The sequence below is a fragment of the Rhizobium sp. SVR5-9E genome, assembly GCF_056755095.1.
Genome location: NZ_JBNDHS010000008.1, coordinates 1 through 20,871 on the forward strand (window position 1 = coordinate 1; position 20,871 = coordinate 20,871).

Here is a 20,871-nt window from a genome sequence, read left to right on the forward strand (position 1 = left end):
TTTCCAGTTGTAAAACGTCGCTTCCGAAATTCCGTGCTTGCGGCAGAGGTCGGCTGCCTTCGCACCAGCCTCCTGCTCCTTCAGCACCGCAATAATCTGCTCTTCCGTAAATCTCTGCTTCTTCATTCGTCCGTCCTTTAATAGGCCGGAACTCTAATCCATTTTGGAGGAAATTACCCGTGGCAGGTCACCGTATTCGCACGGGGCCGCAAATGGGGGCGGCGCACCAGAAGGGACGCAAGACCGTACCTGAATTTGTCGAAGGGTCTGTGCTCCATACTCCCAGAACCTCTGAAGTGCACTTTAGCGCTGGCTGGGAATGTTTGGTAGACATTTCTGAAAACCCTGCGGATATGCAACAGGGCGGTCGCCTGTGATTTGCTCGACACCAAATCGTCCTGAAGCTTCTGACGCCTCCGCTCGAGATCGTACGGAGGCTGCATCTTAACCTTTAAGTGATTGCACAGGAATAGACTGCAAGGCAACGCATGGGGTGCCTATGGACAGCAATCGACGCACAGAAAACGGACTTTGATCGGAGGCAAGATCCTGTTGAACGGCGGCGCAAGCGTTCTGGACTATATCGTCAAGGACATGTCCGATGGAGGGGCTCGGTTGGCTGTAGATGGAGCGCTCGCCGTTCCTCAAGAGTTCGACCTGAGACTGTCTGATGGGCGAAATTTCTACTGCGCGTGAAGTGGAGGCAAATCGCCTCTCCTGGAGTGAGCTTTACTACTATCTCAACGTGATAGGGCGATCGGAGCAGCGGCGCGGCGGTCAGGGGCTGGGCGATTGGGTCAAAGGCAAATGCGTCCGGAGCGCGTCGACCGTATCGAACGCCAGAGGCTCTCCGCGGGGCAGACAGGCCTGACGCAATAATACGCGGAAATACGACCAAGGGCTCGTCCAAAAGGGTCGGAGATAGCGAGCCCCTGGCCTCATGGCGGCCTCGGATATTGGGTAGGTGGCCGTCATTGTGCCGTGCTGGGGGCTGCAGCGCTTGAAACTAAAGCCCCGGGGAGCCTGCTCGTCAATAATCAATAATGGTTACCGATCGAAGGGCCCGCACCTGCGGAAGCTAGCCTTGCCGCGCCTCATAGCTCCCCTAGCCATCCAGCGCGGGATTGACCACGCGGCACCCGGAGAGGGGTGTCATCAGCCGGTTGAACAGGAGAAACTGCGACGCGGCCCAAGTGTGCAGAACAAGGCTGGTTCTGCAATGTTCCATAAGAAGCGGGTCGTTTAATGGGGACGGTGACCGCGCGTCACGATGAAGTGCGTCTTCGTTGATGGTGGTTACCAGCAAGATTGCCGCACGGTCTTCTCCTTGACCAAGTAAGTCGATCTCTGTTCCCGTTCGCAGCGTAAGAAAAAAGACCCCGCTGACTTGTGGAGAAGGTTGCGGGGTCAGCTCGCCGGAATTCGGCTGGATGCGCTGGCAGGGTGACTCCGGGCGCAATCCGGCAGAATAGCGCGCCGCACGGTCACTGCTTCATCTTCATTGGCTCAATTGCCGAAACCAGGCTCTCCATGAGCTAAAGACGCCAAAGGCACCGGGCGGGGCGCCCGATGCCCGTTAGACGTCTGATACTGGTTGTCAAACGACCTTCTCACCTTCGATCTGCTTAGTCTGATCGTTGCCAACGGCCAGGTCGCTCTTGATCTCGATACGACGCGGCTTCATTTCCTCCGGAACCTCGCGTTTGAGATCGACTGTCAAGAGACCGTCGTTCAGGTTTGCACCAACGATCTTGACGTGGTCTGCAAGCTCGAAGCGACGCTCGAAGCTCCGACCCGCCATGCCCCGGTGCAGGTACTCGCCGTCTTGGCCATTTTTCTTCTGGCCCGACACGATAAGCATGTTCTGTTCCCGGATCATCGTCAGTTCGTCCTGCGAAAAGCCCGCCACAGCCATTGCGATGCGGTAATCATCCCCGCCGGTCTTGACGATGTCATACGGGGGCCAGTTGTCGCCGGTCTCGATGCGGCTTGCCGCCTCAAGCGCGTCCAACATACGATCGAATCCGATGCTCGACCGGAACAGGGGCGAGAAATCGAAAGTGGTAGTTCTCATAGCCACATCCTCCTTTGAAGCAACATGGATACGAGAGCGCCAAGTCCAAGTCGTCCTCGACGCTCACTCAGCTTTGCCGGTCCGCCTTGGCATCCGGTATATTAGATGTAGTGATGGAATATTTGCCGTTCAAGACGTCCAGATGGCGCATAGCTTAGGTGCCGCCGATGGTGCGATTGGTGACACGCCTCATGAATGGTGGGATGTCCTCGAGTTCGGCGAGTTTCCCGTTTTTCTTCAAAAAGCGCCGAAAATTCTCGCGCACCGTCGACGTTGGACGTCTGCCACATGCTGCTTCTCTGCAAAGGTCGATTAAGGTCTGGTAGGTGGGGCTTCGCTTCTCAGGGGCCACTCATCCAGGTAGTCGAACATGTCGTCAACTCCCGCTATTTCCTGAACGAAGTATTTCCGCTGCGCATAAATAGGGTGGTCAAACTTGTCGAGCGCCATTGCAACCTCCTTAACTTGGCGGGTTTGACGCATACAGATTTGGGCGACGGCTTTGTGCCTTTCAAGGGTTAATACATCCAGCAACGGAGCCGAAAGCGGGAGAGGTTATTCGACCACTTTAGGCACCAGGAAGAAATTCTGATCGGCGAGCGGCGCATTGGAAACGATATCGGCGGCCCTGTTGCCTTCCGTGACTTCGTCCGCGCGCATCTTTATTGCCATAGGCATAACCGAAGTCATCGCCTCGACGCTCTCAACGTCCACTTCCGAAAGCTGCTCGATGAAACCGAGAATACCGTTCAGCTCGCCAACCATGAGGTTTGCCTCTTCTTCCGAGAGGGCAATACGGGCAAGGTGCGCAACGCGCTTAATGGTGGCAAAGTCGACGGACATGGCATTTTACAAACCGTATGCTGGCTCAAAGTAGCCCCGCAGGAGCGGGCAGGTAAGAGTAAATAGTGACCGAGCGGCACCAGGATGAGAACTGCCAACCCGACATCACTGGCGACTGAGGTCGAGATATGGGAACCAACCCGCCATCAATGCGGCAACGGATTAACAAACGGCTCGGTGTTTAAACGGCATTAACTGAAATTTGGGCCGTTAGTGGCCAGCTTCAAGCATTGGTCTGCTGCCGTACGGTTGCAATCTCGTCAGGACTCTGTGGTGCACCAGTCGTTTCGATGCCCGGGCCGCCCCTCGAGCAAAGCCGTCCTTGAGTAGCGTCTTGCCGATTTCTTCACCATTGGCCCGGCAGATATTCACCAGTGGGCGGTGAGAAGGTGTTGCGTCCACCGCTCCGCTCCATTCCACCCGCAAGCCTTTTTTAGCCAAAAGCTCTTTCAACCTTCCCTTGGCGATTAACGCCAGCCTCCGTTTCTTGATGCACTTCGCGTGCGACCCGATCTCCGGCGTGTCGATGCCCCGAGACGAACGGAACACCTTCCCCCAGCAATCGCATATTCTGACCACTCGGCAGGCACTTGACCGTATCGCCGTCGACAGCCGCCATTGAGGCGCAAACCAGCAGTTCGGTGACCACTATCGCGCTCCTCTATGCCTTGGCAGCCGCGACAGGTCATTCTTAGAATTGCAAGCCGATGCCCACCGTGAGCATGGTCGAGATCAAAGTCCACTGATCCGCCACCAAAGTTTCCGGTGCCGAAGTCAGTGAAGCGATACTCCCCCTGGCAAAGATATTGTTGGTGAATGCATAATCGACACGCGCCCCAACCGTGTACCCGCTAAGCGTATCGCTCGACGTGCCGCCAGGGGTATGTGCCTCGGCTCGCGCGGTCGTCCAACCCGCCGTGCCGTAAAAACAAGGCTCGATCTAAAGCAAACCCGACGCGACCTGGAAACGACCCTTGAGCGGTGGTTTCAACGGAAGCGGGAACGCCGAAATCCTCTTCGTTCCAATTTCTATAGAGGTCACCCTCGAAACCGATCACGATGTTGTCCATCTGGAGCTTCCTTCCCCTCACGCGTGACGCGTGAGGGGTGCAAAAAGGACGGGCCGAAGGCCTCGACCGTTCTCAATTTCTTACACGGTCGACAGCGGATGGTTGTGGCTAAACCAGATGCCGCCAGTGGCCAGGACTGCGACCACAATGCCGGCAATCACATGCGCCCACATTGCCGTGTCACCACCGAGAAGCAAAGGACCCATGGCGCGACTGCGGCCCAGATACCGAGCATCAGATTGATCCATTCTTCCGCCTCATAGAAAGCATAAAGCGCCACCGCGGCGATGCCGACAATGACAATACCGACGATCCAGGCGTTCCAGGCGGCGTAGGCTTCGGCGGCGAAGCCGAGCAGCCATGGCGATAGCACTAGACCAAGACCGGCAACGATATTGAGGACATCGAAAGCCGCCCGGTTGTTCGAAGGCAGGGACCTCAGCATGGTTCATTTTTCCTCATCAGTGTTGCGCATTAATGGGCCGCCTCCTGCTGGCAGAAGACGGGTGCGGCAGCAGCAATTGAACCGCCGTTGCTGCGATGTCCGGTTGTCGGGGAAGAGGAGACGGAACAGGCACTGTTCCTGCTGGTAGGTACGGCCCCAGCAGATCCAGCCTCGGTGCCGCACCTGTTTGGCGAGATACACGCAACGGCATTTTTTGGAGACTGGGAGCATCGAGAGAAAGACTGCTTCGCCGGTTGTCGTTCGAGCCTTGGAAGCCGAAACAGGTGTGTTGTTTTCGTGGTGTGTCTAACAGTCTCTGTCATTTATCCCTCCCTGCTGGCGAAGCATCGAGACCGACGGCGGCCCATGGCCGCCCTCGGCGCTTTGATTGATATCAACTCTTGATGGCGATGCGCTTGACCTGCGACTGCGCCTTGTCGCTCTTCGGCAAGGTCACGGTCAGCACGCCGTTCTTGAAGCGAGCATCGACCTCATCTTCCTTGACTTCGAAACCGAGCGGGATGCGGCGCTCGAACCGGCCGTAATAACGCTCAGAGAAGTGCCGATCCTTGTCCTCGCTCTCTGAGCGCTTTTCGCCCTTCAGCGTTAGCACTCCGTCATTGAGCAGGACCTCGATGTCCTTTTCCTCAAGGCCGGGCACTTCGGCCGTCACCTTGATCTCCTTGTCCGTGTCGGAGATCTCGACGCTCGGCCAACCGGTACTGAATGCGGATGTCCGGGCAACGGATGGCAGGCTGGAGCCGAAGCCGCGGAAGACGTCGTCGAACAGCCGGTTTACCTCGCGATGCAGCGACAGGAACGGATCACGCCCGTCATCGCGAAAAAGGCTCGGAACCTGGTTGCCGTTGTCGCGGCCCCAGGGAATCAAATCACGCATACTCATGATTTTCTCCTTTCTGATGGTTCGCTTGGCAAAGCTTCACTGCTGGGCCGAGCCTAGCCCGGCGCCAGTGCGCTTATTGTGGTGGAAGCCTTAAGCCGCCTGCTTCTCGGCCTCGATCTGCTTCGTCTGAGTCATGGGCAGCGTATCGGTTGCGATCTCGATCTTGCGCGGCTTCATCTCCTCCGGGATTTCGCGCTTGAGGTCGATGGTCAGAAGACCATTGACAAGCCCGGCGCCCACGACCTTGACGTGGTCGGCGAGCTCGAACCGGCGCTGGAACGAGCGGCCGGCGATGCCGCGATGCAGATACTGCACATCTTCAGCATTCGCCTTCTGGCCCGATACGACGAGCATGTTCTGCTCCTGAGTAATCGTCAGTTCGTCCTGCGAGAAGCCCGCAACTGCCATGGCAATGCGGTAATCGTCCCCACCGGACTTGACGATGTCGTAGGGCGGCCAGTTGTCGATCGCCTCGACACGGCTTGCAGTTTCGAGCGCATTCAGTATCCGGTCGAAACCGACGCTCGACCGGAACAGGGAAGAAAAATCGAGGTTTGTCCTCATAGCCATATCCTCCTTATAAGCAACATGGACACAAGGAGACGCCAAGAGCACTTGGCCGCTTCCTGGACTTGTCGACTCCCATTGGGCAATCGAACAATATTGATATAATCCAGTGGCTTGCCGTATCAAGAGGAGTGGAATTACCTGACATAGGAAATGATTTTTTTGTTGGTCGCACCACATTAGAGAAGGCAAGAGAAAGGAGAGTGGATATGACAATGACATCTGAAGACGTCATCGCCATTCTTGGGCCTGTCGATGAAATTCTGGTGGCGGAGGTCAGGGCGACAGGTGCGACGGCGGCTGAACTCGCTGAGGCATTTGCGTGGGCTAACAATGACGAAGCCTTGATGGGTGAAGGGCGGCCTCTGCCGACCGGCAGAGTTGCCGCCCTGATCGATCTGTTGGTCTCAAATGAAGAGGAGCCGGAATAGGCAAGGCGGGCGACCCCGCCTCCTTTGAGTTGCTGCCTGGCCTATGCCATCGTGACCACCCGAACATCGCCTCGGCGATCGAGGACGTCGACCACGACCTGACGGCCGGAGCGGCGGATGGCGACGTCGGCCACGCCATCGCCGATCCGCAGGCGCCGCAGGATCACCTCGTCGAGGAATGACGGCAGATGCGGCTCCTTGAAACTGACTTGCAAAGCGCCCGGTGCGTCATTGACCGGGCGCTTCCTGCGAGGCGTTGGCCCTCATGGCCTCCACCAGTTCGTCGTGGACTCGGATGCCTCTTTTGAAGCAGCGGCCGACAGCCGTCATCAATTCGGCGACGGCCGCCGGGTCCTTTGCAATCCCGCGTTCGCGCGCGATGGTCTTGACGACATCGACACATATGCGGAGGTCTTCCCTCGAAAGATGACTGCTCGTCATCTGCCGCTCCAAGGAACGCCCGCCGCTTTCGCGGCGGGCACGCCTTCTTAGTAGTCCATGCCGGCGCCAGCGGGCAGGGCCGGATCGGCATCCTTCTTGGGCTTTTCGGCGATCATCGCTTCCGTCGTCACCAGCAGACCGGCAACGGAAGCGGCATCCTGGAGCGCGGTGCGCACGACCTTGGCCGGATCAATGACGCCCTGAGCGTAGAGATCACCGTACTCGCCGGTCTGCGCGTTCCAGCCGTAGGAGAAATCGGCCTTCTCACGCAGCTTGCCGACAATCACGGAGCCTTCTGCACCGGCATTCTCGGCGATCTGGCGAACAGGTGCTTCGATCGCGCGGCGGACGATCTCTACGCCGACCTTCTGGTCCGGGTTGACGGTCGTGAGATTATCGAGTGCCTTGACCGCCCGCAGCAGTGCAACGCCGCCGCCTGGCAAAATGCCTTCCTCGACGGCGGCACGCGTGGCATGCAGGGCGTCGTCAACGCGATCCTTCTTCTCCTTCACTTCGACTTCCGTTGAACCGCCGACGCGGATAACGGCGACACCGCCAGCGAGCTTGGCAAGACGTTCCTGCAGCTTCTCGCGGTCGTAGTCGGAGGTGGTTTCATCGATCTGCGCACGGATCTGTGCAACGCGACCATCGATCTCAGCCTTGGAGCCAACACCGTCGATGATGGTGGTGTTTTCCTTTTCGATCGATACCTTCTTGGCTCGGCCGAGCATGTTGAGGGTGACATTTTCAAGCTTGATGCCGAGATCTTCGGAGATGACAGTGCCGCCCGTCAGGATGGCGATGTCCTCCAGCATGGCCTTGCGGCGGTCGCCGAAGCCCGGAGCCTTGACAGCAGCGATCTTGAGGCCGCCGCGGAGCTTGTTGACGACGAGGGTCGCAAGTGCTTCGCCTTCGACGTCTTCAGCGATGATCAGCAACGGCTTGGACGACTGAACGACAGCTTCGAGAACCGGGAGCATGGTCTGCAGGTTCGAAAGCTTCTTTTCGTGGATCAGGATGTAGGGATCCTCGAACTCGACGCGCATCTTGTCCTGGTTGGTGACAAAGTAGGGGCTGAGATAGCCGCGGTCGAACTGCATGCCTTCGACCACTTCGAGTTCGGTCTCGGCGGTCTTGGCTTCCTCGACGGTGATGACGCCTTCGTTGCCGACCTTCTCCATCGCTTCGGCAAGATAGCGACCAATCTCGGCGTCGCCATTGGCCGACACTGTGCCCACCTGAGCGATCTCGGAATTGCTGGTGATCTTTCGAGCGTTGGTCTTCAGTTCCTTGACGACGGCCTCGACAGCAATGTCGATGCCGCGCTTTAGGTCCATCGGGTTCATACCAGAAGCGACCGCCTTGGCGCCTTCCTTGACGATAGCCTGTGCAAGTACAGTCGCTGTCGTGGTGCCGTCACCGGCCAGGTCGTTTGTCTTCGACGCGACTTCGCGCAGCATCTGGGCGCCCATGTTCTCGAACTTGTCTTCCAGTTCGATTTCCTTGGCGACCGAAACCCCGTCCTTGGTGATGCGTGGAGCACCGAAGGACTTGTCGATGACGACGTTGCGGCCTTTTGGGCCAAGGGTGACCTTCACGGCATTGGCAAGCACATCGACCCCACGCAGCATGCGTTCACGGGCGTCGGTGTTGAATTTGACTTCTTTCGCAGCCATTTTTTAACTCCTCAATAGGCAGCTATCTGACCGGTGGTTGGATCTACGGATTGCGCTCTTAGGCGGCTTTCTTCTGCTCGGCCTGTGCCTCGATGATGCCCATGACATCGCTTTCCTTCATGATCAGCAGGTCTTCGCCGTTGATCTTGATCTCGGTACCGGACCATTTGCCGAACAGGATGCGATCTCCCGCCTTGACGTCGAGCGCCTGAAGCTGACCGGCATCGTTGCGCGCGCCAGGACCAACGGCGATGACTTCGCCTTCCTGCGGCTTTTCCTTGGCGGTATCGGGAATGATGATCCCGCCTTTGGTCTTTTCTTCGGATTCGACCCGGCGGACGAGAATGCGATCATGAAGCGGTCGGAACGACATGTTTTCCTCCGTTGAGCAAAAAAGATGACGTTGTTCCCTGCCGGACCGGACACCAGTCCGGGCGGGTGCGAACCTCGTCTGAGCGTTCGCGCGAAAAACTTATTTTTGGTTTTTTCTCTTTTCAAGAGGGTGGAGAAGAAAAATTAGCACTCGTAACGAGCTGCTGCTAACATGCTGGAAAGGAACAATAAACGGGCTTCTTACGTTTAAAATCGGTTGATGGGTATACAATTTTGAGCCACCTTCACAGTGTTATGAAACGGAGATGAAGCATGCAATTCTCATCGGATCTGGAGCGCCAACTCAACGGCTATGGTCTGACCACCGCACACATCCTCTACCGCATTCCCGATTTCGAGTCCGTGCTACAGACCTATGTCTGGCAGGACTACGACCTCGCGCCCGATTTTCCCGAGATGCACAAGTTCCTGGGCTTCTGGCAGACGAGCCTCGACGGTCCGCTGCATTCCGTCCGCTATACCCATCAGCGTCTGATCGGACCGAACGAATGGCGCCGCGTTGAAGGCGAGTTCAAGCTGCACTGAGGCTTGAAACCACATTTTTCCCTTCCTAGCTTTTTCCCCGATCGAGGGGGCAAGGGCTCGGTCAGCATCGCACGCCTGTTCAGAGTGAGACCGAAATGGAAGAGAAAATTCAAATGATGAAAGACCTCAGCATCGAGGAGCGAGAAGAGGTCTTTGCCGATATTGCGCGCGTTCTGGAGGGTACCGCACACGAGGCCTATGTCGAAGGCAACCGCCACTTTGCCGCACTTTCGGCCAACATGGCGCAGGCAATCCGCGTCAACGCCGACGAGCTGGCGCGCGACAATGTTCAGAACGCCGAGCGCGTGCTGCTTCAGGCGTCTACCATGATCTCGCAATTCAATGCCGTGCATCCCTACCGGATGGTGAGCAAGGCCGTGCACTAAGGACTACTTCACGGCTCCTTCAGTTCCCCACACGATCGTGGCACTATGAAGATTGTGCGTCGGTCCGTCCAAGGCGGCATGCAAGCGTTGCTTCACTGCCGCATCCTGTCTGCTAACAGCCAAGACCAGATCGCGCATGACGCTGCGAAGGCTGTGGAACTGATCGACGAGATCCATCACAACATCAACGCCCGCCTCGTTGACCCCCATGTCGCGCGTCAGGTCCAAGATCAGGCGCGCGCGGGCAACATGTGCATCCCCGAAGTCGCGCTGGTCCTCGGCGATCTGCGGTGTAAGGCAACCCTACTCGATCCACAGTTCCAGCTCAGTCGCCTCGATCTTGAGGCGATGACGGAATTCGCGATCGCCCATGATCAAATCATCCATACTCTTTCGCGGATGCGCAATACCTTTCCGCTGCTGGAATTGGGCGGCAGGACCACGTTGCCGGGCCGGAGGGCGTCGGCACGCGCACCTTGCCGCCAAGCACGACTTCGCTGAGCGTGACTGGCAGGTCGAGGCGGATATCGTCGCCATCGCGGGTGAAAAAGCGGGTGGGATATCGATCAGTGCGTCGCCGGCAGGACCGCCCCGAAACCATCGTCCTTGCCCCGTAGTGGGTCTGACCGTCACGCGTGCCGGCCGATATCTGGACTTCAAGCGCCGGGCCGGCGGGAAGGCTGACCTTGGTCGTGGCGCCATTGGCCGAGTCGAAGAAATCGACTTCCAATGAGAAATGGCGGTCGCGTCCAGAAGCACGAATCGAGACCCACCCGGGGCCCGCGCTTCGCGAAAAAAGCTCGCGAAAACATTGTCCACATCACCAAAATCGGCACAGCGGCTCCATTGTGATGGGGCTCACCAGGACCGGCTGCCGATGCGTAGTCGCGATAGAAGTTGCGGGGCGCTTGTTCGGCGCCCGTCATATCGATCTCACCGCGGTCGAAGCGGGCGCGCTTTTCTTCGTCGCTCAACAGCTCGTACGCAGCGGAATCTCCTTGAATTTTGCCTCGGCACGTTTATCGCCGGGGTTTAAGTCGGGGTGCAACTTCTTTGCGAGCTTGCGAAATGTGCTCTGAATTTCCTTTTGATGCGCATCCGGTTTCAGCCCAGAAGCTGGTATGCGTCTTGGCTCATACATGTCTCCTGTCAGGCAAACGGCATAACAATTCTCGTTCTATATAAGTTGCCAAACTCTGCTTTGGAGTGGGAATGTCAGCGTACAGCGATCACCAAGGGAATTGAGCAGGGGTAATCGCAATCTCCCTGACGTGACCTGGAACGATCGTCGATTTTTTTTCCGGGTGGTCTTGAATCCGAAAATCCCAAAAACCAGATCGATTGCCGCCAGCCGCTGAAGACAGGGCTGGTCTTGCTTGGAGCGCCCGTCTTTCGGCGCTTGCGTACCCATGTTGCTTCAAGGAGGATATGGCTATGGCAACATCTTACGACTATGCACCTTTGTTCCGCTCGAGCGTTGGCTTTGACCGGGTCTTCAATCTTCTCGAAAATGCCCAGCGCGCCCGCTCGATCAGCGATTGGCCGCCCTATGACATCGTCAAGACTGGTGATGACAGTTATCGCATCTCGATTGCAGTGGCGGGCTTTGCCCAGGATGATCTCGACATCACCTTCCAATCCAATCTACTCACGGTCACCGGCAAGAAGCAGGAGACGGCGTCCGAAGGCTATCTGCATCGCGGCATCGCCGCCCGGCCGTTCGAGCACCGGTTCGAGCTGGCAGACCATGTCAGGGTGAACGGCGCCGAACTGAAGAACGGTCTCCTGTCGATCGATCTCGTTCGAGAAATCCCGGAGGCCCTTAAGCGGCGGAAGATCGACATCCAGACCAATCCGGCTCTTGCACGCCCGGCCGCCCCGGCGCAGATCGAAGCGCAGAAGGCCGCCTAATCAGAGCTTTGGAGAAAGGGCGTCGTCGTCACGGCGCCCGTCAACATCGCGGGTTGGAAAGGAGAGCGTCATGAAACCCGACATGTTCAAACAACCTGTGTCCATTCTTGTCGGCCTTGGCATTCCCGCCGAGGTTCGCAGCGTCATGGACGCCTATCGACATCTTTCCGAATGGCCTCCATCGCTTAGGGACGCCGCCCATTCGGTTGCGCTGAAGGCTTGCCGCGCGGCACTGCTCGGCGAGATAGAAGCAGAGACTGCGCGGGGCCTGTTTGCCGCCTTTGCCGAAAAGCACGATTTGCTGGCGCCGGAGATTGATGCCATCGCCGCGTCTCACCTTCGGCGAGACAGAGATCCGCACGTGCGTTAAGGAGGCTCGACATGCACGATATGTTGCAGCGGGCCGCGAGCAATGCCATGACGATGGGTCCGGCGATCTTGCTCCAGGGCATGCAGCTTCAGCGGCCGATCGACGTGGTGAAAGCGACTGCACTGTCAGCCGACGACAAACGGACCATTTTGGCGGCATGGGCTTCAGACTTCTATGCGACCGATTCGAAGCCGGCGTTCCGTCATATTCCCGGAACACCGGAGCCTGTTTCGATCGATGAAATCCAGTCTGCGCTCACAGAGCTCGACCGGCGGTACAGTTTCTGATCTCGGCGATCTCAGGCTGCCTGTTTCATCGACTTGGCGAGCCTAGCCAAATTGGAGAGCCAATTGGCTCTCCAAAGATCCGTGCGCCGCGCCCACTCGGTTTCTCAAGGCAACGCGGATGACCGTCTTACCCGGGCGCCGCTCAGTCGAATTGAAGGTCGCGACCGCATCACCCAGGCTAGAGACTTTGCCGATGTTCGATCTCGGAAAGCTGTGCGCGATCAGACGAATATCCGTCGGTCCAACGGCTGTTACAAGCGTTCCTCCGATCAGCCGCCGACCGCGTCTGAACTCGCCGCCAAGTACGTCGAACCCTAGATCGACGCCGCCAACGTCTTCCAGCGTGTCGCTTGCAAGGTCGAGGAATTCATTCGCCCCCTAGTCTAGGGCCTTCTGACGATCGGTTGCCCGTCCGGTACCTGTGACATAGGCTCCCGCTTCCCGCGCAAGCTGCGTCACGAGGGAACCGACGGTGCCGGCTGCCCCATGTGCCAGTACAGTTTGCCCCGCCTGAAGGCGACCATGCTGGAAAAGGCCCTGCCATGCGGTCAGGCAAGATATCGGCAGGCTCGCACCCGCTGTAAATCGACCTCGCCCCGGCAGAGGCGTGAGATTGCGAGCCTCTATGCGACATATTCAGCGAGCGTGCCGTCCCCGATACAGTCCGATAGGCCGAACCCCCGTTGACCTATCGACAGCCCCGTGGTGCCATAACCCAACGCAGTGACCACGCCGGCCAACTCATGGCCGAGGATCGATGGCGTCCCGATCATGAAACGAGCGATCAGTCCGGCTCGAAGCCATTCGAGTTCGGCGTTGACGAATTCCGCCGCGTGAACCTTTACGACGACGTCGTTTATCGCAGTCTGCGGCTCGGGCCGCTCCACCAGCTTCATTCCGGCCGTGCATGCAGCCTGGTCCGACTACAATCGCTTTCATGAGAATCAACTCCCCTATGTGTGTTGGTTGGTTCGGTAATTTAAGAGGCGTGGAGGTGTCTTCTCGATCCCACGCAGATCGCTGTCGGCGGGACGCCCGCGGCCAAAGGTTTAACGTCGGCTTCCTGTGTGACGTCGCGCCACGAGCCCGGTCTTTCTGGCTTCAATTGTGCGCCAGTGGCGGTCGCTTCATTGTCAGAAGTTCTCTCACATCGTGCAGATCATCTGCCGAGGCGGTACCGACCGTCAGCCATTTTCCGTCGATATATGTTTTCGCTTCATCGTAGAGATTGACCAATTGCGGGCGCCAGACGTAACGCCGTTCCTCGAACTTCTCGCGTTCTGCTCCGCCCATGACCACTAGGGCAGAGAACCGGCGGTATTCCGGCACCAACGTGGTGAATGCCTTGGTTTTCTTGTAGCGCAAGGACCAGCCGCGGTTCTTGCCGCCGTAGAGCCAGTCCGGCTCGAAAACTGCAGGATAAAACCCGTCGATCCAAGTCCGCAGTTCGGACCAGTGGCCGAATGCCTCCGGTCCGAGCCATTCGCGCACAGCGATGTCATCGGGCGGTGCTGATTTGTCGGTGATCCTGTCGCCAACTTTGAAAAGGGTACTAACTGATGAAAACATCTGAAGCCTCTCATTCATGGTTCGGCGGCGGCCGGAGGGTTAGGACGCTGGCGCCAAAACGTATATGTGCGTCCTCAGAATGCTCCCGGCTACGATTGCCGGCGCGAGCGAGACTGACTGCCGGCGCTGGCGAGCACCGCAGGGTAATTGTGGAATTCTCGCAGGTGCTCTACGGCGGTCAGGTCGAGAGCAGCGAGCGCTTTGCTCCTCGCTAACGGCGCATGGTCCCAGTCGAGGAAAGCAGTGCCCTGTAATGGGAGAAATTGTTGGGTCTTCAGCCCAATGGAGCTGAGTGCCACCGACAGATAGGGCGTGAGAAAATCCGGCTGGTTGGCTCGCTCACCAGTATAGAAGCCGCCGGACGCAACGCCGATAAACACCGGCCGGTCTCGCAGCATTCCCTCTTTTCCCGCCGGCGTCGACTTCATTGTGCGGCCGACACGCAGGATCTGGTCGATCCAAGCTTTGAGACCCGAGGGAATAGTCAAATTGTGCATCGGCGTTCCGATAACAACCACATCGGCCGCTTCGACCTCCGCAATAAGCGCCTCCGAAAGATCGAGAGAACCCGCCGGCGGGGCGGCCAACGTGGCCGGCGAGGCCAACGCAGCGGCATAGAGGGCAACGGTTTGGGGCAGGGGGTCTGCCCCAATGTCACGCCGGCTGATGCCTGCCCCAGATGCAACCTCGAGAAGCCTTTCGACGATTGCCGCCGAAAGCGCGCGACTATGCGATTCCAGACGAGGGCTGCTATCAATATGGAGGATGTTCATGTGATCGATCCCAACTGGTTCAAAAGGTTGCGATGGGAGAGTTCAGATCGATCCAGCCGGTGTACGCACGGCAATAAACCGCCAGTTCTGCAGGTGGAAGGAGGTCGGCGCCGAAGTGCCGATCCGCACCAGGTCGCGGATCTGATCGTCGCTCAGCGTGGCGTTGGGGTCGTAGTACTTGGCGGCACTACGGCTCAGAATGTTTTCGATGACAGCGTTTGTCGGCGTCGATCGCGTGGTCGCGGTCCGCGCATGGCTTTCGGCGTGTGCGGCGGTTGCCTTTTCGTTAGAGGCGATGCTGATGTTCATTGGGTGGCTCCTCATCAAGTGATTACGGAGCCCAATTTACGGCCGACGGTGAAAATATCGAGACTGTATTCGCTCAATATGATGCGCGAAAGGATCAATCTGACACGCGTGGCGCTCAGGCCGCGCGTCTAGCCGCCATTGTGCGCCAGTCGGCGCCATTCCCCCGGCGTCATCCCCATCCTTTCGGCAAACACACGGCGGAACGCCGAAACAGATTGATACCCGACCGTCTCGGCCACAGCCTCGGTGCTGACTGCCGGCTTCTTCAACTCGTTGGCTGCCAGACTCATGCGGAGATCGGTCAACAAATCGAGGGGCCGCAGCGCGTGCGACCCTTTATTCGCGATCGTCCTCAGACGTGGAAGCAAATCATGGCGAAGGCGGCACCATCTCGGTCCCGCCTCGTCACGTGATCTGCGGCGAAAGGATCGACCTATAATCGATTACCGCCTTGCGCGACCGAACCGTCGCGAGTCGCTTCGTGTTTCAAGGCCGGCGAGTATCGCCCGCAGGAATCTTTTGAGATGGGACTTCATGCTCGCCATTTCGAGCTCCTTTGGTCGGTCATGTAGGCGCGCCAGCCTCCCAATTCGGTGATTTCGCGCGCGCCTTCGATTGCATGAGCCTCGCAGAGAAAACCTGAAACCTGAGAACCGTCGTCAAGCGTTATCTTACCGATGCCGAGCGGGGCAGGGATATTCTGCACAAAACGGCCGAAAGCTTCCGGAGTGACTTTCCAAACCTCAACTTCGAGGCCTTTGCCGTCAAGGCCAGGTTCGCGGATCAGGCCCGGCTTCGGCGGGTTGGTATCCGGTAGAACGAAGAGGCGGTAATCGGGTGCAGTGCGGCAGGATTTGACCCGCCTGCCGCCTGTTCGGGTCAGTTCATGGTTGAGAGGCATGCCGGTAAGATGCGCCCCGACGACGACGATCGGCACCAAGCCGTCATCGGCCTGCGGCACCCGGCTTGCCTCCGGTATTGCCGCCAGGCGGTCCTTGCCCATTCCTGCATTCAAGGTTCGGTGCATGGCGTCGGCAAAGGGGGCGAGGGCTTCATCGGTATAGGCCAGCCCGATCAGAGTCACGCCGGCTGGGAGATGACCATTGGCATCGAAACCGGCTGGAATGGCGATCGCCGCGCAATCGAGCAGATTGACGAAGTTGGTGTAACGACCGAAATGGCCGTTTTTCACAATCGGATCCGCCATCATTTCTTCGACCGTGTAGGTGGTCGGCGAGGTCGGCACCATCAGAATATCAACTTTTTCCCATTCCTTTCCGGTCTTTTGGCGCAGCGCTTCGAGCTTGTATCTGCCTTCGAAGGCGGCGACCGCGTCATAGGCTCTCGCGCCGTCAATGATGGTACGGACCGTCGGGTCGAAGTCGGCGGCGTTCGTCGCGAGAAAATCCTTAGCGGCCGCCAGGCGTTCAGCGACCCAGGGGCCGTTGTAGAGCAGTTCGGCCGCCTGCCGGAACGGCGCGTAATCGAAGCGAACGATGGTGGCGCCGAGTGCGCGCGCTCTTTCGATTGCGGCATCATAGAGAGCTTCGACGTGCCTGTTGCCGAAGAACTCCCGCTCGGCTCCGTCGAGCACACCGATCCGCAGACCGGAGGTGGGCAGGCTGGATGGAACCGCCTTGCGCGAAAACGGATCGGCGGCATCGTAGCCCTCCATCACCTTGCGGATCGCGACGCCGTCGCCGACTGTACCAGCAAAGACGGTGACGACATCGACGCTGCGGCAGGCAGGCACCACCCCAACATTCGGCACTAGTCCCGGTGTCGGTTTGATGCCGACGAGATTGTTGAAAGCCGCCGGCACCCGACCAGAGCCTGCCGTGTCCGTGCCGAGCGCGAAGCTTGCCAGGCCCGAGGCGACGGCAACCGCTGAGCCGGAGCTCGAGCCGCCCGACACATAATTCTCGTCGAAGACCGAGCGAGGCGCTCCGTAGGGCGAGCGTGTACCGTTGAGACCGGTCGCGAACTGGTCGAGATTGGTTTTGCCGATGACGATCGCGCCCGCGGCTCGCAGTCGCGCGACCACGGTTGCGTCCTTTTCGGGATGATAGGCGAAGGCAGGGCAGCCGGCCGTCGTCGGCAGCCCCGCCACATCGATATTGTCCTTCACAGCGAAGGGAATGCCCCAGAGCGGCAGGCAGTTTGCCTCCGGGGCGCGCTCCGTCAGGGCGCGCGCCTCGGCCCGCAGCGTATCAGCAGGCGTCGGCGTGATGAAGATCGCCGGATCCTTCGAGGCTGTACGACGGGCAATCACAGTCTCGATAACGTCGAGCGGGGTAGTGCCGGCCGCATAGGCTGCACGAAGGCTTGCCAGGTCCAGAATAGTCGGCAGCATGGTTCAGCATTCCTCCAGAACAACAATGATATCGCCCGCTTTGACGTTTCGCCCGGGTCCGGCACGCAGATCACGGACGCGACCCGGCGCATGTGCGGTGACGTTGATTTCCATTTTCATGGATTCGATAATGGCAAGCGTGTCTCCAGCGGCGACCGGTGCGCCCGGCTCGACCAGTAGTTTCCAAATATTGCCGGGTACGGCGCTGGCAACGCCGAAGCAACCTTCTGGAATATCCCCATCCGGGCTCTCACCGGTGCCTTCGTCAGTGACGAAGCTGTCGAGGCCCGCCTCTTTCCAGCGCTGGCGCTCGGCATCGAAAGCCGCCTGCTGGCTCGCCTTGAAGATCCCAATGGAGGTGGCGCTCGCCTTTAATTCCCTCTCATAGGCGGTGTAGGAGAATTCCGTCTCCTCGATCCGGATGGGATAACCGCCATGCGGGAAGGCGCCGCGGGCTTCTGCCAATTCCCTATGATCGACCGGGAAGAAGCGGATCTGGTCGAAGAAATCGAGCAGCCACGGCTTGTTCTTGGGGAAAACCGGCGTCCGCCGCCAGGTGTTCCAGACTTGAATGGTACGGCCGAAAAGCTGGTAGCCGCCAGGCCCTTCCATGCCATAGATACACATATAGGCCCCGCCGATACCAACGGCATTTTCCGGCGTCCAGGTGCGGGCCGGATTGTATTTCGTCGTCACCAGCCTGTGGCGCGGATCGACGGGCGTCGCGACCGGCGCGCCTAGATAGACGTCGCCGAGGCCGAGCACGAGATAGCTGGCGTCGAAGACGACGTCGTGCACCGCCTGTTCGTCCGCCAGCCCGTTGATGCGGCGGATGAACTCGATGTTGGAGGGGCACCAGGGCGCGCTTGGCCGCACGAGTTCCTGATACTTGCGCATGGCGAGTTCGGCATCCGGGTCGTTCCAGGACAGCGGCAGATGCACGATGCGGCTCGGAACCTTGACGTCTTGTGCTAAAGGCAGACTCGCCTCGATCTCGGCCAACAGGCCGAGCAGAGGTTTGCGGGTCAACGCAGTGTCATCATAATGGATTTGCAGCGAGCGGATGCCGGGCGTGAGGTCGATGATGCCGGGCAGGCGCGCCTGTGATACGGCCTGCATCAAGAGATGCACCCTGAGCCGCAAGGCGATATCGAGGGTCATCGGCCCATATTCGACCAACAGATTGTCATCACCCTGCCGGCGGTAGACGACCGAGACAGGTCCATCGTGGCGTTGCCCGATGATCGGCGAGCCCGCCTCTTCCTTCGCCCGATGCACCACTGGGCCGGCAATCGGATCTTCAGGCCGCGCGACGGGATGGAAGCGGATGCGGTCGCCCGGCTTGAACTGGCCCATCTTCCACTGCTCGTCACGGGCGATCACTCCCGGGCAGACGAAGCCGCCGAGGCTCGGCCCGTCCGGTCCGAGAATGATCGGCATGTCGCCAGTGAAGTCGATAGCGCCGATCGCATAGGCATTGTCATGCAGGTTGGAGGGATGAAGGCCGGCCTCGCCGCCATCGCTGCGCGCCCATGTCGGGGCGGGACCGATCAGGCGCACGCCGGTGCGCGCGCTGTTGAAATGCACCTCGTAGCGAGTCGAAAACAGTGTCTCGATATCGCCATCCTGAAAGAAATCGGGTGCGCCATGCGGACCATAGACGACACCGACTTCCCATTCGCGCGTCAATTCCGCAGGCTCTGTTGCCGGCTTCGGCGCATCGGCTGCGGCCTGACGGGCAAGATGCAGCACATGACCGGTCTTCAGCGTGCCGGTGGCATTGCCGCCGAACTGGCCGAGCCCGAATGTCGCGCGCGAGCCAAGCACGACCGGGGCGGCGAAACCGCCTGCTACGGCGAGGTATGCGCGCTGCCCAGGTCCATCGATGCTGCCGATCGAGAGGATCTGGCCGGCGCGGATCATCACGGCCTCGCCATGCGGCAGCTTCTCGCCGTCGACGCTCATCGCCATCCTCGCGCCAGCAAGCGCGACCACCGTATCAGTGTGGAACTTCAGCACCGGGCCGGACACTGTCAGCTCCAGTGCTGCCACCGTGTCGCCATTGCCGACGAGGCGGTTGGCGTGGCGGAAGGAGCGCTCATCCATCGGTCCGCTCGGTGGCACGCCGACATGCCAGAGGCCAAGGCGGCCCGGCAGTTCCTGAATGCTCGATTGGGCGCCAGGCGCGATCACCTCGATGACATCGGGCACGAAGGAAAAGTCGCGGAGCGCCGTCGTCGCAACCTTGCCGCTGGCAAGAAGTTCCGAGCCGGCAATAGCGCGAAGATAATCCAGATTGGTTTCGATACCCGATATCGACGTTCCCTTGAGGGCCGTCTTCAGCTTTTCGATCGCCGTCCGTCGATCTTCAGCAGCTACAATCACCTTGGCGAGCATCGGATCATAGAAGGGCGTCACTTCCGTTCCGGTCTCGATCCAGCTGTCGATGCGCGCATCCTCGGGGAAGGAGACTTCTGTCAGCAGGCCGGCGCTGGGGCGGAAATCGGCATGCGGCATCTCGGCATAGACGCGCACTTCGATTGCGGCTCCCTTCGGCTGCAGCGCTTCCGCACCCGAGAGCATATCCTCAGCTGCCGCCTGGCGGATCATCCATTCGACGAGATCGACGCCGAACACGGCTTCGGTGACCGGATGCTCGACCTGCAGGCGGGTATTCACCTCGAGGAAGTAGAACTCCTCGCGTAGGGGATCGTAGATGAACTCGACGGTACCGGCGGACTCGTAGGAGACCGCCGCGCCGAGGTCGACGGCTGCCTTGTGCAGGCGCGCGCGCGTGGCGGCAGAAAGGCCGGGGGCTGGAGTCTCCTCGACCACCTTCTGGTTTCGCCGCTGCAGCGAGCAGTCGCGCTCACCGAGCGCGATGACCTTGCCTTCGCCATTGCCGAAGATCTGCACCTCGACATGCCGTGCCTCGGCCACGAAACGCTCGATATAGACGCGCGCATCGCCGAAGCTTGCCTGTGCGGTGCGCTGCACGCTTTCGAAGGATGCCTTCAGGCTTTCGGGATCGGCGCAGAGCTGCATGCCGATGCCGCCGCCGCCGGCCGTGCTTTTCAGCATCACGGGATAGCCGATCGTTTCGGCTGCGGCGAGTGCTTCATCGGCACTCGACAGCAGACTGGTGCCGGGCAGCAGCGGCACGCCGCTCGCCTGGGCGAGTTCGCGTGCCGTATGCTTCAGGCCGAAGGCCGAGAGGTGTTCGGGCCGCGGGCCGATGAAGGCGATGCCTTCGGCGGCAAGTCGTTCGGCAAAGCCGATATTTTCCGACAGGAAGCCGTAGCCGGGATGCACCGCCTCCGCCCCCGTCGCCTTGCAGGCGGCGATGACCGCATCGACATTGAGATAGCTTTCACTCGCCGAGGCCGGGCCGAGGCGCACGGCTTCGTCGGCCAGCAGTGAGGCCTTTGCAAAGCGGTCGGCATCGGAATAGACGGCGACGGAAGCAATGCCCATCCGTCGCAGCGTCTTGATGACCCGGATGGCGATTTCGCCCCGGTTGGCGATCAGGACTTTCTTGAACATG

The 20,871-nt window shown here is 59.4% G+C and carries 25 protein-coding genes and 6 pseudogenes; 7 read left to right on the forward strand and 24 right to left on the reverse strand.

From position 1 onward, the window contains the following. Positions 1-126 (reverse strand): transposase (locus tag ACPYOJ_RS06395; protein WP_481415603.1); only part of this gene is annotated, 126 nt, incomplete at its 3' end. Positions 127-531: 405 nt separating this feature from the next. Between ACPYOJ_RS06395 and ACPYOJ_RS06400 the strand changes: the two genes are divergently transcribed. After that, positions 532-696, forward strand: a complete 165-nt coding sequence (locus tag ACPYOJ_RS06400) for a hypothetical protein (RefSeq protein ID WP_481415506.1) — start codon at positions 532-534, stop codon at positions 694-696. Between the two features lie 901 nt (positions 697-1,597). On the opposite strand, the gene ACPYOJ_RS06405 is transcribed toward ACPYOJ_RS06400, so the two are convergent. The 9 genes and pseudogenes from ACPYOJ_RS06405 to ACPYOJ_RS06445 all read right to left on the reverse strand — a co-directional run bounded on the left by ACPYOJ_RS06405 (position 1,598) and on the right by ACPYOJ_RS06445 (position 5,900). Continuing rightward, entirely contained in the window at positions 1,598-2,074 is a 477-nt protein-coding gene (locus ACPYOJ_RS06405; RefSeq protein ID WP_481415507.1) for an Hsp20 family protein, read from the reverse strand. A gap of 312 nt (positions 2,075-2,386) precedes the next feature. After that, positions 2,387-2,524, reverse strand: coding sequence for a hypothetical protein (locus ACPYOJ_RS06410; protein ID WP_481415508.1), 138 nt, complete (start codon positions 2,522-2,524; stop codon positions 2,387-2,389). Positions 2,525-2,629: 105 nt separating this feature from the next. Then, positions 2,630-2,917 (reverse strand): Asp-tRNA(Asn)/Glu-tRNA(Gln) amidotransferase subunit GatC, encoded by a 288-nt coding sequence (gene gatC / locus ACPYOJ_RS06415; RefSeq protein WP_481415509.1) that lies wholly within the window; start codon positions 2,915-2,917, stop codon positions 2,630-2,632. A 260-nt stretch (positions 2,918-3,177) separates the two neighbouring features. After that, positions 3,178-3,536: pseudogene (locus ACPYOJ_RS06420) on the reverse strand (thermonuclease family protein). Between the two features lie 72 nt (positions 3,537-3,608). Then, a complete protein-coding gene (locus tag ACPYOJ_RS06425; protein ID WP_481415604.1) occupies positions 3,609-3,857 on the reverse strand; it encodes an outer membrane protein in 249 nt (82 codons plus the stop codon). After that, positions 3,769-3,987 (reverse strand): hypothetical protein, encoded by a 219-nt coding sequence (locus ACPYOJ_RS06430; protein ID WP_481415510.1) that lies wholly within the window; start codon positions 3,985-3,987, stop codon positions 3,769-3,771. The genes ACPYOJ_RS06425 and ACPYOJ_RS06430 overlap by 89 nt, the downstream gene beginning before the upstream one ends. A gap of 80 nt (positions 3,988-4,067) precedes the next feature. Next, positions 4,068-4,432: pseudogene (locus ACPYOJ_RS06435) on the reverse strand (SPW repeat protein). A gap of 394 nt (positions 4,433-4,826) precedes the next feature. Beyond that, positions 4,827-5,336: an Hsp20/alpha crystallin family protein gene (locus tag ACPYOJ_RS06440; RefSeq protein WP_481415511.1), complete on the reverse strand. Its 510-nt coding sequence runs from the start codon at positions 5,334-5,336 to the stop codon at positions 4,827-4,829. 90 nt (positions 5,337-5,426) lie between these two features. Next, entirely contained in the window at positions 5,427-5,900 is a 474-nt protein-coding gene (locus ACPYOJ_RS06445; protein ID WP_481415512.1) for an Hsp20 family protein, read from the reverse strand. 212 nt (positions 5,901-6,112) lie between these two features. Here ACPYOJ_RS06445 and ACPYOJ_RS06450 point away from each other — a divergent pair, with 212 nt between their 5' ends. Next, positions 6,113-6,334: a hypothetical protein gene (locus tag ACPYOJ_RS06450; protein ID WP_168832231.1), complete on the forward strand. Its 222-nt coding sequence runs from the start codon at positions 6,113-6,115 to the stop codon at positions 6,332-6,334. Between the two features lie 41 nt (positions 6,335-6,375). Here the strand turns inward: ACPYOJ_RS06450 and ACPYOJ_RS06455 are convergent. The 4 genes and pseudogenes from ACPYOJ_RS06455 to groES form a co-directional block, all read right to left on the reverse strand. Then, positions 6,376-6,558, reverse strand: a pseudogene (locus tag ACPYOJ_RS06455) (hypothetical protein); the annotation flags it as partial. A gap of 4 nt (positions 6,559-6,562) precedes the next feature. Beyond that, entirely contained in the window at positions 6,563-6,775 is a 213-nt protein-coding gene (locus ACPYOJ_RS06460) for a hypothetical protein (protein WP_481415513.1), read from the reverse strand. Positions 6,776-6,822: 47 nt separating this feature from the next. Next, complete coding sequence (gene groL / locus ACPYOJ_RS06465; protein ID WP_481415514.1) at positions 6,823-8,451, reverse strand: chaperonin GroEL; 1,629 nt, start codon at positions 8,449-8,451, stop codon at positions 6,823-6,825. Between the two features lie 58 nt (positions 8,452-8,509). Continuing rightward, positions 8,510-8,824: a co-chaperone GroES gene (gene groES, locus ACPYOJ_RS06470; protein WP_481415515.1), complete on the reverse strand. Its 315-nt coding sequence runs from the start codon at positions 8,822-8,824 to the stop codon at positions 8,510-8,512. A 272-nt stretch (positions 8,825-9,096) separates the two neighbouring features. Here groES and ACPYOJ_RS06475 point away from each other — a divergent pair, with 272 nt between their 5' ends. Next, positions 9,097-9,369 carry an usg protein gene (locus ACPYOJ_RS06475; RefSeq protein ID WP_481415516.1) on the forward strand — a complete coding sequence of 91 codons (273 nt, stop codon included), beginning with the start codon at positions 9,097-9,099 and terminating at the stop codon, positions 9,367-9,369. A gap of 95 nt (positions 9,370-9,464) precedes the next feature. Next, positions 9,465-9,755: a hypothetical protein gene (locus ACPYOJ_RS06480; protein WP_481415517.1), complete on the forward strand. Its 291-nt coding sequence runs from the start codon at positions 9,465-9,467 to the stop codon at positions 9,753-9,755. A gap of 3 nt (positions 9,756-9,758) precedes the next feature. Here the strand turns inward: ACPYOJ_RS06480 and ACPYOJ_RS06485 are convergent, their stop codons facing one another. The 3 genes from ACPYOJ_RS06485 to ACPYOJ_RS06495 all read right to left on the reverse strand — a co-directional run bounded on the left by ACPYOJ_RS06485 (position 9,759) and on the right by ACPYOJ_RS06495 (position 10,896). Continuing rightward, on the reverse strand, positions 9,759-9,983 hold the full coding sequence (locus ACPYOJ_RS06485) for a hypothetical protein (protein WP_481415518.1): 225 nt from the start codon (positions 9,981-9,983) through the stop codon (positions 9,759-9,761). Between the two features lie 151 nt (positions 9,984-10,134). After that, positions 10,135-10,485: a DnaJ C-terminal domain-containing protein gene (locus ACPYOJ_RS06490; RefSeq protein ID WP_481415519.1), complete on the reverse strand. Its 351-nt coding sequence runs from the start codon at positions 10,483-10,485 to the stop codon at positions 10,135-10,137. 240 nt (positions 10,486-10,725) lie between these two features. After that, complete coding sequence (locus tag ACPYOJ_RS06495; RefSeq protein ID WP_481415520.1) at positions 10,726-10,896, reverse strand: DnaJ domain-containing protein; 171 nt, start codon at positions 10,894-10,896, stop codon at positions 10,726-10,728. A 293-nt stretch (positions 10,897-11,189) separates the two neighbouring features. Here ACPYOJ_RS06495 and ACPYOJ_RS06500 point away from each other — a divergent pair, with 293 nt between their 5' ends. The 3 genes from ACPYOJ_RS06500 to ACPYOJ_RS06510 all read left to right on the forward strand — a co-directional run bounded on the left by ACPYOJ_RS06500 (position 11,190) and on the right by ACPYOJ_RS06510 (position 12,323). Further along, positions 11,190-11,666: an Hsp20 family protein gene (locus tag ACPYOJ_RS06500; protein ID WP_481415521.1), complete on the forward strand. Its 477-nt coding sequence runs from the start codon at positions 11,190-11,192 to the stop codon at positions 11,664-11,666. A 70-nt stretch (positions 11,667-11,736) separates the two neighbouring features. Continuing rightward, on the forward strand, positions 11,737-12,036 hold the full coding sequence (locus ACPYOJ_RS06505) for a DUF982 domain-containing protein (protein ID WP_481415522.1): 300 nt from the start codon (positions 11,737-11,739) through the stop codon (positions 12,034-12,036). Between the two features lie 11 nt (positions 12,037-12,047). Beyond that, complete coding sequence (locus ACPYOJ_RS06510) at positions 12,048-12,323, forward strand: hypothetical protein (protein ID WP_481415523.1); 276 nt, start codon at positions 12,048-12,050, stop codon at positions 12,321-12,323. 42 nt (positions 12,324-12,365) lie between these two features. Here the strand turns inward: ACPYOJ_RS06510 and ACPYOJ_RS06515 are convergent. The 7 genes and pseudogenes from ACPYOJ_RS06515 to uca all read right to left on the reverse strand — a co-directional run bounded on the left by ACPYOJ_RS06515 (position 12,366) and on the right by uca (position 20,870). After that, positions 12,366-13,262 (reverse strand): annotated as a pseudogene (locus ACPYOJ_RS06515) (NADP-dependent oxidoreductase). Between the two features lie 162 nt (positions 13,263-13,424). Next, complete coding sequence (locus ACPYOJ_RS06520) at positions 13,425-13,892, reverse strand: DUF3788 domain-containing protein (RefSeq protein ID WP_481415524.1); 468 nt, start codon at positions 13,890-13,892, stop codon at positions 13,425-13,427. Between the two features lie 89 nt (positions 13,893-13,981). Then, the gene (locus ACPYOJ_RS06525) at positions 13,982-14,665 is read right to left on the reverse strand and encodes an FMN-dependent NADH-azoreductase (RefSeq protein ID WP_481415525.1); all 684 of its coding nucleotides are present in this window, start codon (positions 14,663-14,665) and stop codon (positions 13,982-13,984) included. 57 nt (positions 14,666-14,722) lie between these two features. Next, positions 14,723-14,974 (reverse strand): annotated as a pseudogene (locus tag ACPYOJ_RS06530) (nitroreductase family protein); the annotation flags it as partial. Between the two features lie 128 nt (positions 14,975-15,102). Beyond that, a pseudogene (locus ACPYOJ_RS06535) lies at positions 15,103-15,288 on the reverse strand (helix-turn-helix domain-containing protein); the annotation flags it as partial. A 218-nt stretch (positions 15,289-15,506) separates the two neighbouring features. Continuing rightward, the gene (gene atzF, locus ACPYOJ_RS06540) at positions 15,507-17,327 is read right to left on the reverse strand and encodes an allophanate hydrolase (protein ID WP_481415526.1); all 1,821 of its coding nucleotides are present in this window, start codon (positions 17,325-17,327) and stop codon (positions 15,507-15,509) included. Positions 17,328-17,330: 3 nt separating this feature from the next. Beyond that, positions 17,331-20,870: an urea carboxylase gene (gene uca / locus ACPYOJ_RS06545; protein WP_481415527.1), complete on the reverse strand. Its 3,540-nt coding sequence runs from the start codon at positions 20,868-20,870 to the stop codon at positions 17,331-17,333. Position 20,871 lies beyond the last annotated feature (1 nt).